This window comes from Klebsiella sp. CN_Kp097 (genome assembly GCF_040064495.1).
Taxonomy (GTDB): domain Bacteria; phylum Pseudomonadota; class Gammaproteobacteria; order Enterobacterales; family Enterobacteriaceae; genus Klebsiella; species Klebsiella aerogenes.
This window is the reverse complement of the sequence record NZ_JBEAIL010000005.1, coordinates 359,580-375,886: the sequence shown is the minus strand read 5'-3', so window position 1 is coordinate 375,886 and position 16,307 is coordinate 359,580. Positions and strand designations below refer to the sequence as shown.

The following is a 16,307-nucleotide window of genomic DNA, read 5'->3' as shown; positions in this document are numbered from 1 at the left end:
GTAATGAACGTAGCGGATCAACACAGTTTTCGTGACGCCATGGCCCATGTCGGCGCGGCGGTCAACATTATCACCACCGAAGGGCCTGCCGGGCGCGCCGGTTTTACCGCCAGCGCGGTATGCAGCGTAACCGATACCCCGCCGACGCTGCTGGTGTGCCTCAACCGTTCGGCTTCGGTCTGGCCGGTATTCAGCGAACATCAGGCCCTTTGCGTCAATACCCTCGCGGCCGGACAGGAGGCCCTGTCGACGCTCTTTGGCGGTAAAACGGCAATGGATGAGCGCTTTGCCGCCGCCGACTGGCAAACCGGCGCGACCGGCTGCCCGCGGCTGAAAGAGGCGCTGGTCAGTTTCGACTGCCGCATCGACCAGCGGCTACAGGTCGGCACCCATGACATTCTGTTTTGCCAGGTTGTAGCTATCGCCCGCCAGCCGGAACCGCGCGGCCTGATGTGGTTTGACCGCGGCTATCACACGCTTATGCGGCCCGTTTGTTAACCTCTCACCCGGGATATCATCATGGCACTCTTCGATTTTCCTCGCTGGCAGTTAACCACCCCCGCCGCAGATGCCGGCGTTGTCGCCCCGGATGAACGTTTATCCGCCGGGCAAACGCTGATCATGGGCGTGCAGCACGCCGTGGCGATGTTTGGCGCGACCGTATTGATGCCTTTATTGATGGGGATTGACCCCAACCTGGCTATCCTGCTGTCGGGGGTGGGCACTCTGCTGTTCTTTGTCGTCACCGGCGGCCGGATACCGAGCTATCTTGGCTCCAGCGCCGCCTTCGTCGGCGTGGTCATCACCGTGACCGGCTTTACGGGCCAGGGGTTGAATCCTCATCTCAGCATCGCCCTCGGCGGCATTATCGCCTGCGGGCTGCTCTATACCCTGATCGGTCTGGTGGTGATGAAAATCGGCACCGGCTGGATAGAGCGACTGATGCCGCCCGCGGTAACCGGCGCGGTGGTGATGGCGATCGGTCTAAACCTGGCGCCAATTGCCGTGCACAGCGTTTCCGCCAACGCCTTCGACAGCTGGATGGCGATGCTGACGGTGCTTTGTATCGGCGCCGTCGCGGTCTTTACCCGAGGACTGCTGCAGCGTCTACTGATCCTGATGGGGCTTATTATCGCCTGTGCGCTCTATGCGCTGCTGGCCAACGGATTCGCTCTTGGTAAACCGCTGGATTTTGCCCCTGTCGCCCAGGCGGCGTGGTTTGGCGTCCCGCACTTTACTTCCCCCACCTTTGACAGCCAGGCGATGCTGCTGATTGCGCCGGTGGCCATCATTCTGGTGGCGGAAAACCTGGGGCATTTAAAGGCCGTATCGGGAATGACGGGGCGCAATCTGGATCCCTGGATGGGGCGCGCGTTTGTCGGCGACGGGCTGGCGACCCTGCTTTCCGGCGCCTGCGGCGGTAGCGGCGTCACCACCTATGCGGAGAACATCGGCGTTATGGCGGTGACCAAAGTCTATTCAACGCTGGTGTTTGTCGCCGCGGCGCTGATCGCCATCCTGCTCGGTTTTTCTCCCAAGTTCGGCGCCCTGATTCATACGATCCCAGGCCCGGTCATTGGCGGCGCGTCAATCGTGGTCTTTGGTTTGATTGCGGTCACCGGGGCGCGGATATGGGTGCAGAATCGGGTCGATCTCAGCCTGAATGCGAATTTAATCATGGTGGCGGTGACGCTGGTTCTGGGCGCAGGCGATTTTACCTTGTCGCTGGGGGGCTTTCGCCTTGGAGGGATTGGGACGGCGACTTTCGGCGCTATTTTACTGCATGCGTTGCTTAACCGCCGTCAGCATCAGGAAAAGGTGGCAAAAGCCACTACGGTATAATCAGGGTTCGCCCCGGCGACGCGCGCCGGGGCCATAATTAGGGCTCGCGCCGATCCGCAAGTTCTGGCGCTTCCTCTGCCGCAATCTGCGGCCGCGATTTTTTCTTCCACTTCAGCTCGCTGACCAGCACTCCGGCGAGAATAAACAGACAGCCCACCAGCGCCAACAGCGGCAGACGCTCGCCGGCGATACGACCAAACACGCCAGCCCAAACCGGCTCGCCGGTGTAAATCAGCGTCGCCCGCGTCGGCGATACGCTACGCTGCGCCCAGTTCATGGTGACCTGAATAATGGCGCTGAAAATCCCCAGTCCCAGCGCGACGGCCAGCAGTTCCGGGCGCATCGGCGGGATAGACTCCCCAGCCGGCCCCATCGCGGCAAAAGCCACCAGCGAGGCAGTCGCCAGCTGTACCACCGTCACCCGGCGCACATCGACCTGACGCGCCCACGCGCTGATTAAAATGATTTCGGCAGCGATAGCCACCGCGCTTGCCAGGGTAATCATTTCGCCAATCCCCAAAGCCAGCAGATTGTTTTCCGGCCCCGCCAGCAGGATCAACCCGATAAACGCCAACACGATGCCCACGCAGGACATGACGCCAGGCATGCGCCCAAGACACAGCCACTGCAACAGCGGCACCAGCGGTACATACATGGCGGTAATAAACGCCGATTTACTGCTGGAGATGGACTGTAAGCCCCAGGTTTGCAGGCTGTAGCCGAGCGCAATCGCCACGCCGATCGCCACACCGGCCTTAACCTCAAGCCAGGTCAGGCCGCGTAACGTACGCAGCGACAGTAGCGCCACCGCCAGCGCGGCGGTGGCAAAGCGCAGGCCGACGAAGAAAAACGGCCCGCTAAAGTTCACGGCGTACTGTACGGCAAGAAAGGTACCGCCCCAGAACATGGTGATCACAATCAGGATCAGTTCCTGCGGCGTTATCGAGAGTTTGAGCGAAGACATGAGGCGACCAATAGCAATAAATAGCTAACCAGTTTCGCAGGCGCTTCAGGCCAAAAGCAACACCCATAGACAAAAAAACCGCCGACATACGTCGGCGGCGAGGGTGATGCGGCAGGGTCGGGGGAGATTAACACCGCATCATAAAAGACAGTCCCGGCTAGCTATTGCGATTGCCGTGACTATTTTTACCCCCTTTTTTGCCAGCTTCCGAGGCGCGTTGAGGATCGTTTTTAAAGTTCCCCCCGCTGTGCTGGCCACCTTTACGACCTGCTTCTGATGCTCTGGCACGATCTTCGGCAAAATTGCCGGAACCGCCACGATGGTTTGCCATTACTGACCTCCATTGGGTTTGACATCATATTGCATTAGGTGAGTTCTGGGCCTAAGCCCCCGCGGCATATGGCATGGCCATTATGCATCGCGTGCTTATAAGCGTAGTAAATGAAACTCATTCCCCAAGCAAATAGTCACATTCCGCAACATTTAATCGTCAAAACCAGACGCCAGCCGCGATCGCAACCGCTAAGCATTTCTTCTTACAGCTGAAATCAGCCCTGCGCAAAATGTATCTATTTGCTACGAGGCATGTTGCAAATTAATCTTTGCCATTTTGTTATAAATCAAACAAATGTTTGTTGGATTTGCACTCTGCGCCACAGGTCTTATCTTTATAGATAGCCAGTCGCTTGGCTGGACAATTACGCAACCGAGGAGTGATGCAAATGGCTAAAATTCTGGTGCTTTATTATTCCATGTATGGACACATCGAAACCATGGCTCATGCCGTTGCCGAAGGGGCAAATAAAGTTGACGGCGTTGAGGTGGTTGTGAAGCGCGTGCCGGAAACTATGCAGGCTGAAGCGTTTGCCAAAGCAGGCGGGAAAACACAAAATGCGCCCGTCGCCACACCGCAGGAACTGGCGGAGTATGATGCCATCATCTTTGGTACCCCTACCCGTTTCGGCAATATGTCGGGACAGATGCGCACCTTCCTGGATCAGACCGGCGGCCTGTGGGCTTCCGGCGCGCTGTATGGCAAAGTCGCCAGCGTCTTTAGTTCAACCGGTACCGGCGGCGGCCAGGAGCAGACAATTACCTCAACCTGGACTACCCTTGCCCATCATGGGATGATCATTGTGCCGATTGGCTACGGCGCGCAGGAGCTGTTTGATGTCTCCCAGGTGCGCGGCGGCACGCCATATGGCGCAACCACCATCGCAGGTGGCGACGGCTCCCGTCAGCCAAGCCAGGAAGAGCTGGCTATCGCTCGCTACCAGGGTGAGCACGTCGCCAATGTAGCTGTGAAATTACACGGCTAACCTTCAACAGGAGGAGTTGCATGCCGAATCAAGAAGCGAAGGCCCACCACGTGGGCGAATGGGCAAGCTTACGTAATACCTCTTTGGAAATCGCCGAAGCCATTTTCGAACTCGCGAATTACGATGAAAAGCTGGCGGAGAAAATTTGGGAAGAAGGCAGCGATGAGGTGCTGTCGCGAGCTTTCGCCAAAACCGATAAAGACAGCCTCTTCTGGGGCGAACAGACCATCGAACGTAAAAACGTCTGATAGCGCAATTGCGCGGGCATTGCGCCCGCGCTCATTCATCACCCGGACTACTCCGGGTTTTTTGTTTTATTTTGCCGCCTCGTTCATGACCTTTTTGAACGTCTCCAACGGGCAGAATCCCTGGTCATCAACCGGACAACCGTTAAGCGCCAGCGTGACCCGCTGCGGTGGAGATTGCAGGCTCAAAGCATCCGCGTTGCGCAGCTGTTCAGTGCTTTGATAGACATACTCAATCTTCATTAAATCGCGATTGCTGCCGCTATCGTGCCAGCGCTGGAACAGCAGCTTGCCGCCGATGGGGGTGCGCTCATACTGGCCGGGTAACTGGTAGGGTTTAAAGTCCAGCGCCGTCAGCAGCGAAGCGATGTTGGAATCATGCCCGACCAGCAGCGTCACTTTCGCCTTAGCGGCGCCATCGCCCACCAGCGCATTATCGATATATTTAACCAGCGGCTTAGCGACGTTGCGCGCCACTTCCGCGGAAGTAAACAGACTATCCTGATAGCCATTTTTCAGCTTTGACAGCACCTGCCACTGCTTATCGCTGGCAATTTCGCCCCACGCCACCTGATCCTTCGGAAAACCTTCGTAGTACTGCAGGGTGAAGGCATCCACCAGCGAGTTACCGACCTTCAGCGGCCCGGAAACACCTGGCTCCTGCTGATATTTGGCGCTAAAGGTATCTTTACCGTCGCTAAGCGAGCAGACATGCTTTTCTTTACAGGATGGCGAATTACGATAGTCGGTCATCTCTTCCAGCAGCTTGTAGCTCTCAGCGAGCTGCATCCCCTGACGCTCTTTTTCCATTGCCTGCACCGCTTTTTGCGCGAATTCGGCTGAATCGTCAGTAATGACCGGGTTGAACGTGGGATCCATCGTTCCCATCTGCGGTTGATGATGCACAGGCACCCCGCAGCCAGGGAAAGCGCCGGTAATAAAGAACTGCGCGGTGGCGACGGTGCGCTGCAGGCTATTAGCGTAGGCGTAGACGGCATTTTCCGGCGGGCATTCGCCGCTGGTCACCAGCTTCTGCTGCGCCAGCCACTCACGCATATAGTGGCCCATATAGACCTCCAGCACGCCGCCTTTGGTGGTTAACTGGCCGCCTGGCACATCCCACTGCGGCCAGGATTTCGGCGTCGACTGCTCAAGTACGCTGCCGTTATTGGCCAGCGGCGCGCGCAGGTTGTGGCGGCTCATGATCAGCACCTGTTGCAGTTGATACCCTTCCGGCGCAACGGCGTCCTGCGCCTGGGCGCCGGCGGATAACAATACGGCCCCGGCCACCGCGGCGGCGAGTAGACTTTTTTTCATCCCTTCATCCTCAGTCATTTATTATCATCGCCATCATTGTGACGGATTTATGACATTTTTGCGGGCAATGGCTCACAAACTGAGGCGTCGGTCGCTTTTTTAACACTTCAGAGATGGCCGGGAGCGGCAGATTCAGGACCGTAGATACGGTTATCGGTTGGCAACTTTCTTAAGGAGTTTTCCCGGACGCGGCGCGTTGCGCCTTCTCCGGGCTACCAAATCGCAAAGCACTGTAGCCCCGGTAAGCGGCAGCGCCACCGGGGATTTGAGGCCGCAACACCGGCAGTTTCAGCCTGCATGGTGAATAAATTAACGGCAGGTCGCCCGGATAAAGCGCAAGCCATAACCCGCGAGTACCTCAGTTGGTATGATCTTAACCGCTACCGAAGGCATAAAACAGAGTCAGGATGAGTGTCGCAGAGGGAGTGGCGAAAGCGGCTACCTATTCCGGTAATGGCACCGCCGCCAGCGTACAAATCGCTTCATGTTCACCGCCCCGGCGGTCGACCATCACCACTTTATCCCCGGCCTTTTTACCTTCGCAGGGTTTTAACACCTGCTCGACAATTCGTTCGCGAACCTGTTGGCTTTCCGACTGCGCCCAACTGGCAAAAGCCGTCAGCATAAGCGCCGAAGCAAGCAGGCCGGCGAGACTTGTTTTAAACATGCATTACTCTCAGAAAATTCTCATTCAACGGTTAGCGTAACAGCCGCAATCCCATCCGTCTGTAAAATGACTTAACGGAGTGTTACATCAGACGCTAAGGCGCGCACATAGCGTCACAATACATTAACACCATCAATATTTTAACATAATGAGCCATGCTGGATGCCTTTGGCACTTTTAGGTCATCTTTCGGAAACATCCCGATGTTATCGTCTTCGTGAGGCGTTATTTTTTCTTCTGTTTAAACAAATTATTAGGTTAATTTATGTCGGGTTTCTTGCTCTTTATCGTGGCGATCGCTCTACTGGGTGTCGCCGTTTACAGCCTGGTGTCTTACATCAAAGAACGTCGCGCCGGTCAGTTGCCAACCGATAAAAAAAAGAAATAACTTCACTTTGCCAATCTTTACACCCGGGCTGCGTATTACCAGGGAAGAAGCCGATCTCACGGTCGGCTTCTTCCCGTCTATACAATAAGATTCAGCTCAATACCCCATATGTTGATATGCCTTATTGACGGCTAAAACAGTCAATGACAAACCAACGCCAAAAGCGATAATTGCAGGAATGGCTATACTCGCCACGATCCACAGCGTAGAGATATGTTCAGGTTTAGGCGTAAAACTCACATTATAAAACAGCCACGAAATCATCAGGCCTCCCGATACTATAACGCTGTGCACAACAGGTGGTATCGTATGGCCCCACTTAGCTTTGTCGGGTAAATTCGTCTTCTTTGAAGACAAGGAAGTAATAGCAAACTTGTTATTTTCAGATGTCGCCACCAGCTGCTCGCCTTGCGCATATCTAACGGCATCGGCAGCCAGCGCCAAAGCCAGCCATCGATAACCGGCACTCTTTTCCCCTAGTGAGGCCTCCATATCCAGGCGTTCTGACGCCAGATTTTTTGCATCTAACGCCTGCAATAATGGGTATTTATCCACTCTGGACAATCCTGTATACCACAGTGTTTTAGGTGCAATAACGGACTCAACCTCCAGATAGACCGGCATCTTTTCTTCTACATCAGTAACGCCGGACATCGGCTGATAAAGATATACCGGCTTTTCGCCTGCTCCTCTGACATAGTGATTAGTGAACAAAAACGCACAGGCGCTTTCCATGCTTTTAGAATCGCTATCTTCTTCATGCATATCGACAGTAATGACGATTCGGTTAATGACGTTGTCATCGGGCGCAGCGATCCATTTATCCACCATGCCGTACTCCGGACACTCGGTAAGGTATTCGATTTCACAGGCGTTGGCGTTAGGGATATTCAGATGCTCCAGCACCCTCCTCAATGCATCTACACAGAAGTTATCTCCCCCACGTACCCAGACGATAATTTCAATTCCGCGGTAATTATTACCGTTCAACATCATAGCCATTGGGGTAAGCAATTTCGTGAAAATTTGCTCATTACGGGTCTGCTCGAAAAGATCTTCAATTTCTATCCTGAGTGGGGTTTTCGGCGCTAACGGAAACTCCCCTTCCAGTTTCAGCATATTGAGCGCAGGCTGTTCTAAAGGGGTTAGAGCAGTCCAGGCGGCTAGCGCGATATTTTTTCGGGCATAGGTTTTAAGCTCCACCTCCCAGGATTTGGCAATATATTTGCGTATTTCTGCGTAACACACTGTCGCACTCAATACCATCTTCACGAAGAACAATATCGTGGTCAAAACACAGGCAGGAAGTAAAACGGAAGGAATGAAGAACTCAAACGTGACAGGTTTATTTGCAGGCCAGACTAGCGCCTGTATAAACAGGCATACCGCGATAAGCGCTACATAAATCATCACGACAGCCAATACAGGCATCTCATCCTGAATATCTTCCTGCTCAGAATATAGCCACCATTCCATTACACCGCTCCCGCAGTTTGTAGCGTCGTTCGTATCGCGCATCCACATTCAGCTTTACAGCCATCCACCACCACACCGCGACCGTTCATCGTCCAAAAGGGGTGGCACTCAGTAATATCGAAAGTCCCTTTGTGCGTAGCACACTGAACTTTGTCACCTTTCAGGGTGACAGGGGTTCCCATAAATTCAGCACCGGATGATGTGATCACTTTTCCTCCGCCCGCCAGCGGATCATTTAACCTAATGACACCTTTCATTATTTTTGCTCCCTTAACGTCCTGCATCCATATCACAACGCATATGATCCCAACCGGTATAGCCTTTTACTTCGGGTACTCTGTCGGGGAGCCCCTGGTAGTTGGTGTGGAATTTTGCCGTATCGTTCTCAAGTCCTTGTTTGGTCATATAAACCATCCCCCATGACCAACCTGGAAACTGGGGGGTTATAGTGTGAGTTTCCCCTTCAATGACATATTGGATACCCGGGCCACCAGCCGCCAGACGCGGATCGTCGAACGGTTTGGACGACATATACAGTCGGTGCTTCGTCTGCAAAAAACCCTGGTCGTTGACGACGGTGAAAGAGAGAACATCATCTCGAGGGGGAGAATTCATCCCATCCGGCTCGTTATAACCCGGCGAATATCCGACAGGACTCCAGGTTTGACCGTTATCTTTCGAGACAATAAACCCATCTATTTCCCAGTTAGGAATAGCAATATAGCGATCAGAAGGGTGGATAAATTTTTTGGTAAAAATTCGATAGAACTGACTTACCGGCTCGGTATGAATCCCCCTCAGTGTATCCGTGTACCAGAGTTCGCCTTCACAGCCCCACCCCTTCAGCTCCAGATAGCGGTGGTCATCGAAACGATAAATAACCTGCGTCGGCGGCTGTTGCGCCTGACATCCAACGGCCATAAGCATGGCCGCCAGAGCGGTGAATAATCCTTTCATGGCTATCTCCCCGCATCCATATCACAACGCATATGATCCCAACCGGTATAGCCTTTTACTTCGGGTACTCTGTCGGGTAGCCCCTGGTAGTTGGTGTGGAATTTTGCCGTATCGTTCTCAAGTCCTTGCTTCGTTATGTAATCCATACCCCACGAAGGCCCCGGGGATTGCGGAGTAATAGTGTGAGTTTCCCCTTCAATGACATATTGGATACCCGGGCCACCAGCCGCCAGACGTGGATCGTCGAACGGTTTGGACGACATATACAGTCGGTGCCTGGTCTGCAAAAAACCCTGATCGTTGACGACGGTGAAAGAGATAAGGTCATCATATGGGGGGGACGAATCACCGTTTGGCTCATTTTCTCTGGGAGCAAATGAGGATGGATACCACGTTTTTCCGTAGTCCTTTGACACTATAAACCCCGCGGAATCCCAAGTTGGCAGCGCAATGTAACGCTCAGACGGATGAATAAATTTTTTAGTATATATTCTGTAAAATTGGCTAACTGGTTCGGTGTGAATCCCCCTCAGTGTATCCGTGTACCAGAGTTCGCCCTCACAATCCCAGCCTTTCAGCTCCAGATAACGGTGGTCATCGAAACGATAAATGACCTGCGTCGGCAGCTGTTGCGCCTGACATCCAACGACCATAAGTATGGCCGCCAGAACAGTCCCTGATGTGTATCTCTGCTTCATAAATATTCCCTAGATATCGAGCGCTGACCGTTGGTTTCCGATACCCAGTTCCCTGTCACTTTTGGGTTTCGGCATCTCCCACTGCAGGTTTGCCACTTCCTGATTACCGGCAGCCAGGTCGCGGGATGGCCTCACCCTGGTCGCATTGTTAAATTCGTTTACTACCCCAAAATCCCCTTTCGGCAATATCTCGTCAGGCTTGTTCATGTAGAATTTCGTTTCCTGAAGGTTTAACTTTCCATTCTGGTAGTATTCTTTAGCCTGAGGGTATTTATTCAAAGGATCGCGCCAGTCTGCACGATGCAGTAGATCTTCCCAGAACTTACCCGCTTTATAGTCAAATGAACGACATGGACCAATTGCCAGGTCAAACGCCATAGCATGGGATGGGGCAAATTCGCTCATAACGATCGATGAGTGCTGGCTGTAACCCACCGGGTCGGCTTTCTGCCATTCGTTTTCAAGCTCTTCGCGAGGTTTAAGCCATGTCAGCGTAAGTTGAGAAAAGTCTTTCGTTCCAATGACCTCACCATGAATAACTTCTACCTTTCGCTCATAGCTTTCCATTTTCAGCTCATCCGCCGTCAGAATATGGCCAGGGCGCCAACTCAGGCTTGCGTAACGGCTAAGCGAATAGGTGGCGCTGCGAGTTCGTTTGATAGCGTAGGCTTTTGCTGAATAGGAGATATAGGCATCCGGACTGTCCGGATCGATATACGCGGTATACGGTTTATCGCTCGTTTTCGGATCATTGTCCGGATGGTTATCCTGCCCCTGCAGTTTAAAGACGAACGGCTGCGGCAGTTCTTCTCCATTAACGACAACATCATGCGCGGTATAAGCCGTGTTGGTGAGAGAGCTATATTCCGCATCCCCTTTGTGTGATGGCGGTAACTCAAAAGGCTTTCCGGTCGGGGCGATTCCGGTCTGCCCATGCTGATAGAACACCCGTTGATACAGATTGGGAATAGCACTGGCTATGTTCCTGGGGATCCCCCGCCAGCCAATTCCCTGAATATTCTTCAGCGATACCGTGCCATCGTTTGGACAGAAATAGTTATAGACCTTGCCATTATTGTCCCGACGGTACTTTTCATCCTGCCGCAGTGGGCTATCTGACGCTTTTCGTAACGTACAGGCCCCTTCCATTGCCAGCAGGTTAGCTTCTGATATTTCACCTCCTTTGTACTGAGTTGCCATCAACGCACAAAAATTTTTAAAGGTCGTTTGCCGGGCGTTATCCGTCTGGTGGTGCCCGGGCTGAATATCTTCACTCAGACGCCCTTCCAGCGAATACGGCGAATGGATCAAAATGACACAGTTAACTGGATCATATCCGGCCTGTTTTACCAGCATATTTGCCAGCATGGTGATGATCGTACCCTGACTATGCGCGACGATGTTAATTACATCATTTGCCGTCGTCAGATCACGTCGGATTGTCAGGATTAAATCGGCCAGACGTTGCGCGGCAAAAAACTGATAAATACGATGTGGATTAGGGAAAATAGGGTGCGTAAAATCACCGCCGTTCATGTACAGCGTGCTAAATCCAGCTGCGGCTAGCGCTACCCCTCCCGCACCCGGTCCGAGCATATCCGGGATGTTCGTTGTGGCGTTCGCGAACGTCCCGCCCCCTTTGGCAAAGTTAACATCAAGGGCATTTTTAAAGTTGTCGTTCTGGTACTTAAACCTACCTTTGCCATCGTTACCCAGTTCAGCTTTCTTATCGGCGTTATCTTCCTGGTAAGCGTCAAACGGCAGGTGCGCGCTGTCTTGTAGCTTGCTGACCTCATTCCGGTAACGCTGTTGATCGCCCATGTACTCTTCACGCGTGACAGGCTTATACCCCCAATAGAACGGGATGATGGGGGAACGGCCGGGAACGGTGATTCTGTAGTCTTTCCATTCGTGGGCGTAAAAATCCGGCCGATTAAGCCGTTTCTTCAGTCCGGCAATAATCCCCTTCTCCTGATTCTGGTACGCCTCGCCGACGTCGTTCACGCCATGGACCAAAATCACTATCCCCGGCATCGGTCGGGGAATGCCAACCCTGCAGGTCTGCGCCTCCAGCCCCAGCGATTTATGCACTCCCACATCATTCTCAGACACAATACGCGGGCAATACGGCTTCTTTTTCTCGCCAGCCATTACAGTACCTCCAGTTTGTACGAATCAAGATCGGCCGAATCGAGCAATGGAGAGCAACCATTGCTGTCCGTCTCGCCCTCGAGCACTTCGCCGGTTGAGCTCTTGAGCCTGAAAGGACGATTCGCCAGAACCTGTTCCGGATCGTCAGAAGCATGCAGTTGATAGCGACGCGTAAAGGTTCCTTTATCAAAGGCAGGTGCTTGCACCTGCGCGCTTTCTGGCCCCAGATACCTGAGATTCGGCCCTTTAATATCGACCCCGACAGGAGAGAAAATCTCAACCTGGCCATCAGGGCTGATACGGATCCCGCCGCCTCCGCACACCAGTTGTATGCCCTGTTTGGCGCTGCCATGCAGTCTCCCGTCCGTACTGGTTAGCGTAAAATCCTGCTGAGAGAGCATATGTATGGCGCCGCGCTGCGCCTGCGTGGTGATATCCCCGGCGCCGGCAACCATCTGAATACCTAGCTTGCGGGCAAACAATGAGAGTTTTTCGCCCACGGCCAGCGAGAATTTCTTCATCACGTTCATACTGGCGTGACGACCTGCCGTCGTAATCACATCCTGTCCGGCGGACAGTTGCAGACTTTCCGGGGTCACATGCGCCTGTCCTTGCCCGCCATAGGTCAGCAGAGCTGCACCGCTGAGTCTATTCAGCGTCTGGCCGAGCATATTTTGCCGATCGGTATCCACATTACTGGCGCCGGCCGTTAGTGCGCTTTGTTGCAATGTCATTGCCAGCGAGAGCGCTTTTTCCAGTTGCGTAATCGCGGCGGTCATATCCAACTGCTGCCCCTGGGCCCGCGGCTGCGCTTGCGTGGTGATCATCACCCCCTTTGCCGCACGCAAAGCCATCCAGTCATCGGTACGGGCCTCCAGCCCTTCCCCGCGTTTTTTTCCTTCCGCATCGACAAGGTGGCCCAGATTGAGTTGCCCCTTGCCGTGCTCCGTCGAAATCTTGATATGCTCCTTACCCCGGCGGTCCTCCAGACGGATTTTGTTCAGCGCTGCCGTGCGGATAATATTGCGGGTATCATTACGGTTTGTGACCAGATCGGGGCGAGCGCCGTCATGCATCACATGCGCAATGAAAGGCCTGTCCGGGTCGCCACCTTCAAAGGCAATGGCAACTTCCGTCCCATCCAGCAACGGAAAATGAAAACCGTAAGTGTCGCCGGCGTAAGGCCTGCCCAGCCGGACGAGTGCGCTTTCAAAGCCGCTGCGTTTTTCATTGAGATCAAAATCAAACTTCACGCAGTAACGCCCCCTGGCATCCACCCCGGCATACGTTTTATCCCTTCCGATAGAGGCCACCCGCGCGGGCACCGTACCGGCAATGACAGGTCGCGACAGATACTCCGGTCGAAAGTTGTATCCTGAAAGATACGGAATGCCGGCGAGCTGCGCGTGATAATGCCGGGCTCGACTGCCCGTAATCGTCATGGTGGTAATCAAAAAACCCGGTTTGAAGCCGTCTGGTACCGGCCCAGTAAGGTGAAACATAACGCCAGGCCGCAGCTCCGGATCGCTGGTTGTTGCACTGAGCCGGCTCTGCTCATTCAGTAGACGTTCATAGCGTAGGCGGGCGTAAAACGTGGCCGTCTCAGCTTCTGTTGCGTGAAAATCGCCGTCTGCGAGGTAATGATCGGCGTAGTGATACTCTCCCCCGGACGTAATCCCCTCCGGGATATCATTATTGATAATGGTTTTAATAGCTTGTGGAGAATACGGATCGCGATAGTTGTAGGTGCGTACTAATACCTGTTCAGGAATCAGCGAGTGCTGCTCTTCCAGATCGGTCACATACTCGTCATAGCTGGTCATCCCGGAATAGCGGACGTAGGGGAGTTTTTTATCGCGGTAAATGTATCGACAGTCAGAGTCAGCAAAAATCACCACGGTTTCCGTCTGAACCTTATGGTGATTCTCAAAACGAAACCAGATGCCAATTTCAGCCAACAGCCGACGAATAAACTGCAGATCCGTTTCTTTCCACTGAATAATCATTTCCCTTCGAGGATAGGTGTAACTCAGCCTGTCGAAATCGATATTATACCCTTTGAAGTAGCCGCTATTTTTCATGAGTTGCGTAACAACTTCCGGCACGGTGACATCCGTATACACCGCTGAGCGATAATTTTTATCCAGCAGCGCAAGCTCATGCTCCAGCACGCACTCATATAGCGCCTCATCTGAGGACGACTTCAGGCGGGTAAATTGTGTTATAACGCCGTTAATCTGACGTACCGGCACCCAGGCTGCCTCGTTCTGCCAACGCGCGTTCGGATTAGGCGCCCGAAGATAAAACCGCGCGATCTGATTGAGAACAGCTCCGGCCGGAATATTGTTATCGGCACTGGTAAAACGGATGGTATAACGATACGGTTTGCTGAGCGTCTCTTCGCCTATAAAAGAATGCACATCGACAGCCGTACTTTTGCTTCGCGGAAAGTAAAGCAAATAACGGTTTAATGTATCCTGTAATTGAATTATTTTAGTTTGTTCTGTCATAACCAAATATCCTTTTGATAAAACAGCACTGACCAAAAATAATACGCCCAGCAACACAAAATTAAAATATAAGTTTATTATCCCACAATATATAATATTACCAGCCCATTATATTCACAGCGGAAATAAAAACCGTTCATTTAAAGTCGACAAAAAAACAAAAGATGGGGTAAAAGCAGATATTCAAGTCATTAAAAAGGGCTCCATGATAAACATGGAGCCCTTTTTCGACATCAGGCCTGGCTGCCTTGTTGTCGTGGTAACAGCAAATTACGACTCCCAGGCCTGCTCCGCTTTCGTCGCGTCAAACTGCGGCGGCGGTTTACGGAAACGGCGGGTCAGGTAGGTCAGATAAAGCAATCCCAGCGCGGCCCACACCAGCCCCAGCGTCAGCGAGGTCGCCTCGAGGTTCAACCACAGCACCCCCACGGTCAGGGCGCCGACCATTGGCAACAGCAGATAGTGGAAGCGATCTTTCCAGGTTTTGTTATACCCCTTGCGCCGCCAGAAGTGGTTGTATACCGAGAGATTAACGAAGGTAAAGGCCACCAGCGCGCCGAAGTTGATAAGCGCCGTCGCGGTCACCAGGTCGAAGAACAGCGCCGACAGCGCGACGATGCCCACCATAATCACGTTCAGCGCCGGGGTACGCCATTTCGGATGCACATAGCCGAAAATGCGTTCCGGGAAGACGTTATCCCGGCCCATCACGTACAGCAAGCGCGACACGCTGGCGTGTGACGCCAGGCCCGATGCCAGGGTATTAACAAAAGTGGTGCACAGGAAAATCGACTGGAACAGCTTGCCGCCGACATACAGCGCAATTTCCGGCAGCGCGGCGTCCGGATCTTTAAAGCGATGGATATCCGGGAAGAACAGCTGCATAAAGAACGAGGCGACGATAAAAATAATGCCGCCGTACATCGCGGTAAGGAAGATGGCCTTCGGGATCACCCGCGCGGCATTCGGGGTTTCCTCAGAAAGCGTGGTAACGGCGTCAAAGCCGAGGAACGAGAAGCAGACAATCGTCGCGCCGGTAATAATCGGGATCAGATGCGCATTCTCGCTGATAAACGGCTGCAGAGACCAGACGGTGCCAACGCCCTCGCCCTTATGCAGCCCTTGTACCACCAGAATCACAAACACCACCATGATGGAGATCTGCACCAGCACGAACAGGGTATTGAAGTTGGCCACCAGGTTAACGCTTTTCAGATTCGCCGCGGTCAGAATGGCGACAAAAGTTACGACCCACACCCACGGCGGCACTTCCGGAAACAGCGCGGAGAGGTAGATCTTCGCCAGCAGGACGTTAATCATCGGCAGGAACAGATAGTCGAGCAGCGAGGACCAGCCGACCATAAAACCGATATGCGGGTTAATCGATTTTTGCGCATAGGTGTAGGCCGAGCCCGCTTCCGGGAACTGGCGCACCAGCTTGCCATAGCTGATGGCGGTGAACAGCACTCCAGCCAGCGCCAGCAAATACGAGGCCGGAACGTGGCCATTGCTGATGCCGGAAACGATGCCGAAGGTATCAAACACCGTCATGGGGGTCAGATAAGCCAGCCCCATCATCACCACTTGCCACAGTTTGAGCGATTTACGCAGACGCGGTTTTCCCGCCTGAACGGCCTTTTCTGCAGGAAGATTAGCAGCCATGACGCATTCCCCCCATGCCGACGACAGTTTGCGGGCTCAAAGACCGGGTAACAAACCTGCTTAGCAAGGGGGTAAGGCGTAAATAAAAGGGTAAGACGGACCGATGAACGG

The 16,307-nt window shown here is 53.4% G+C and carries 16 protein-coding genes; 5 read left to right on the top strand and 11 right to left on the bottom strand.

Annotation, left to right across the window (positions count from 1 at the left end):
• The first annotated feature begins 3 nt into the window (after positions 1-3).
• Together rutF and rutG are read left to right on the top strand one after the other, a co-directional pair.
• A complete protein-coding gene (gene rutF / locus ABLV07_RS08475; RefSeq protein WP_020079167.1) occupies positions 4-498 on the top strand; it encodes an NADH-dependent FMN reductase RutF in 495 nt (164 codons plus the stop codon).
• A 21-nt stretch (positions 499-519) separates the two neighbouring features.
• Positions 520-1,842: a pyrimidine utilization transport protein G gene (rutG, locus tag ABLV07_RS08470; protein WP_126027511.1), complete on the top strand. Its 1,323-nt coding sequence runs from the start codon at positions 520-522 to the stop codon at positions 1,840-1,842.
• A gap of 37 nt (positions 1,843-1,879) precedes the next feature.
• On the opposite strand, the gene ABLV07_RS08465 is transcribed toward rutG, so the two are convergent.
• Together ABLV07_RS08465 and ABLV07_RS08460 are read right to left on the bottom strand one after the other, a co-directional pair.
• Positions 1,880-2,806 carry a DMT family transporter gene (locus ABLV07_RS08465; RefSeq protein ID WP_020079169.1) on the bottom strand — a complete coding sequence of 309 codons (927 nt, stop codon included), beginning with the start codon at positions 2,804-2,806 and terminating at the stop codon, positions 1,880-1,882.
• Positions 2,807-2,963: 157 nt separating this feature from the next.
• On the bottom strand, positions 2,964-3,137 hold the full coding sequence (locus ABLV07_RS08460; protein ID WP_015367250.1) for a general stress protein: 174 nt from the start codon (positions 3,135-3,137) through the stop codon (positions 2,964-2,966).
• A gap of 391 nt (positions 3,138-3,528) precedes the next feature.
• On the opposite strand from ABLV07_RS08460, the gene wrbA reads away from it, so the two are divergent.
• Together wrbA and ABLV07_RS08450 are read left to right on the top strand one after the other, a co-directional pair.
• Positions 3,529-4,125: an NAD(P)H:quinone oxidoreductase gene (gene wrbA / locus ABLV07_RS08455; protein ID WP_015367251.1), complete on the top strand. Its 597-nt coding sequence runs from the start codon at positions 3,529-3,531 to the stop codon at positions 4,123-4,125.
• A gap of 20 nt (positions 4,126-4,145) precedes the next feature.
• Positions 4,146-4,373, top strand: coding sequence for a YccJ family protein (locus ABLV07_RS08450; RefSeq protein WP_015367252.1), 228 nt, complete (start codon positions 4,146-4,148; stop codon positions 4,371-4,373).
• 66 nt (positions 4,374-4,439) lie between these two features.
• Here ABLV07_RS08450 and agp read toward each other — a convergent pair whose 3' ends face one another.
• Entirely contained in the window at positions 4,440-5,687 is a 1,248-nt protein-coding gene (gene agp, locus ABLV07_RS08445) for a bifunctional glucose-1-phosphatase/inositol phosphatase (protein ID WP_015704989.1), read from the bottom strand.
• A 442-nt stretch (positions 5,688-6,129) separates the two neighbouring features.
• Positions 6,130-6,354, bottom strand: a complete 225-nt coding sequence (locus ABLV07_RS08440; protein ID WP_015704988.1) for a hypothetical protein — start codon at positions 6,352-6,354, stop codon at positions 6,130-6,132.
• A 265-nt stretch (positions 6,355-6,619) separates the two neighbouring features.
• On the opposite strand from ABLV07_RS08440, the gene ABLV07_RS08435 reads away from it, so the two are divergent.
• Positions 6,620-6,742, top strand: a complete 123-nt coding sequence (locus ABLV07_RS08435; RefSeq protein WP_015367255.1) for a small membrane protein — start codon at positions 6,620-6,622, stop codon at positions 6,740-6,742.
• Between the two features lie 96 nt (positions 6,743-6,838).
• On the opposite strand, the gene ABLV07_RS08430 is transcribed toward ABLV07_RS08435, so the two are convergent.
• The 7 genes from ABLV07_RS08430 to ABLV07_RS08400 all read right to left on the bottom strand — a co-directional run bounded on the left by ABLV07_RS08430 (position 6,839) and on the right by ABLV07_RS08400 (position 16,196).
• Positions 6,839-8,218, bottom strand: coding sequence for a hypothetical protein (locus ABLV07_RS08430; protein ID WP_020079171.1), 1,380 nt, complete (start codon positions 8,216-8,218; stop codon positions 6,839-6,841).
• Entirely contained in the window at positions 8,218-8,475 is a 258-nt protein-coding gene (locus tag ABLV07_RS08425) for a PAAR domain-containing protein (protein ID WP_026612353.1), read from the bottom strand. Before ABLV07_RS08425 ends, ABLV07_RS08430 begins: the two co-directional genes overlap by 1 nt.
• Before the next feature lie 13 nt (positions 8,476-8,488).
• Positions 8,489-9,175 (bottom strand): hypothetical protein, encoded by a 687-nt coding sequence (locus ABLV07_RS08420; protein WP_045411907.1) that lies wholly within the window; start codon positions 9,173-9,175, stop codon positions 8,489-8,491.
• Positions 9,176-9,177: 2 nt separating this feature from the next.
• On the bottom strand, positions 9,178-9,873 hold the full coding sequence (locus ABLV07_RS08415) for a hypothetical protein (RefSeq protein ID WP_020079173.1): 696 nt from the start codon (positions 9,871-9,873) through the stop codon (positions 9,178-9,180).
• Positions 9,874-9,882: 9 nt separating this feature from the next.
• On the bottom strand, positions 9,883-12,024 hold the full coding sequence (locus ABLV07_RS08410) for a hypothetical protein (RefSeq protein WP_020079174.1): 2,142 nt from the start codon (positions 12,022-12,024) through the stop codon (positions 9,883-9,885).
• The gene (vgrG, locus tag ABLV07_RS08405; protein WP_348853428.1) at positions 12,024-14,534 is read right to left on the bottom strand and encodes a type VI secretion system tip protein VgrG; all 2,511 of its coding nucleotides are present in this window, start codon (positions 14,532-14,534) and stop codon (positions 12,024-12,026) included. The genes ABLV07_RS08410 and vgrG overlap by 1 nt, the downstream gene beginning before the upstream one ends.
• A gap of 270 nt (positions 14,535-14,804) precedes the next feature.
• Positions 14,805-16,196: an APC family permease gene (locus ABLV07_RS08400; RefSeq protein ID WP_077203241.1), complete on the bottom strand. Its 1,392-nt coding sequence runs from the start codon at positions 16,194-16,196 to the stop codon at positions 14,805-14,807.
• Between the last annotated feature and the right edge of the window lie 111 nt (positions 16,197-16,307).

Excerpts from the sequence above, each read along its gene's own strand:
- ABLV07_RS08460 (WP_015367250.1), bottom strand. The coding sequence starts at position 3,137 with ATGGCAAACCATCGTGGCGGTTCCGGCAATTTTGCCGAAGATCGTGCC.
- rutF (WP_020079167.1), top strand. The coding sequence starts at position 4 with ATGAACGTAGCGGATCAACACAGTTTTCGTGACGCCATGGCCCATGTC.
- ABLV07_RS08425 (WP_026612353.1), bottom strand. The coding sequence starts at position 8,475 with ATGAAAGGTGTCATTAGGTTAAATGATCCGCTGGCGGGCGGAGGAAAA.
- vgrG (WP_348853428.1), bottom strand. The coding sequence starts at position 14,534 with ATGACAGAACAAACTAAAATAATTCAATTACAGGATACATTAAACCGT.
- ABLV07_RS08450 (WP_015367252.1), top strand. The coding sequence starts at position 4,146 with ATGCCGAATCAAGAAGCGAAGGCCCACCACGTGGGCGAATGGGCAAGC.
- ABLV07_RS08400 (WP_077203241.1), bottom strand. The coding sequence starts at position 16,196 with ATGGCTGCTAATCTTCCTGCAGAAAAGGCCGTTCAGGCGGGAAAACCG.
- rutG (WP_126027511.1), top strand. The coding sequence starts at position 520 with ATGGCACTCTTCGATTTTCCTCGCTGGCAGTTAACCACCCCCGCCGCA.
- ABLV07_RS08410 (WP_020079174.1), bottom strand. The coding sequence starts at position 12,024 with ATGGCTGGCGAGAAAAAGAAGCCGTATTGCCCGCGTATTGTGTCTGAG.
- ABLV07_RS08420 (WP_045411907.1), bottom strand. The coding sequence starts at position 9,175 with ATGAAAGGATTATTCACCGCTCTGGCGGCCATGCTTATGGCCGTTGGA.
- agp (WP_015704989.1), bottom strand. The coding sequence starts at position 5,687 with ATGAAAAAAAGTCTACTCGCCGCCGCGGTGGCCGGGGCCGTATTGTTA.
- ABLV07_RS08465 (WP_020079169.1), bottom strand. The coding sequence starts at position 2,806 with ATGTCTTCGCTCAAACTCTCGATAACGCCGCAGGAACTGATCCTGATT.
- ABLV07_RS08435 (WP_015367255.1), top strand. The coding sequence starts at position 6,620 with ATGTCGGGTTTCTTGCTCTTTATCGTGGCGATCGCTCTACTGGGTGTC.
- ABLV07_RS08430 (WP_020079171.1), bottom strand. The coding sequence starts at position 8,218 with ATGGAATGGTGGCTATATTCTGAGCAGGAAGATATTCAGGATGAGATG.
- ABLV07_RS08415 (WP_020079173.1), bottom strand. The coding sequence starts at position 9,873 with ATGAAGCAGAGATACACATCAGGGACTGTTCTGGCGGCCATACTTATG.
- ABLV07_RS08440 (WP_015704988.1), bottom strand. The coding sequence starts at position 6,354 with ATGTTTAAAACAAGTCTCGCCGGCCTGCTTGCTTCGGCGCTTATGCTG.
- wrbA (WP_015367251.1), top strand. The coding sequence starts at position 3,529 with ATGGCTAAAATTCTGGTGCTTTATTATTCCATGTATGGACACATCGAA.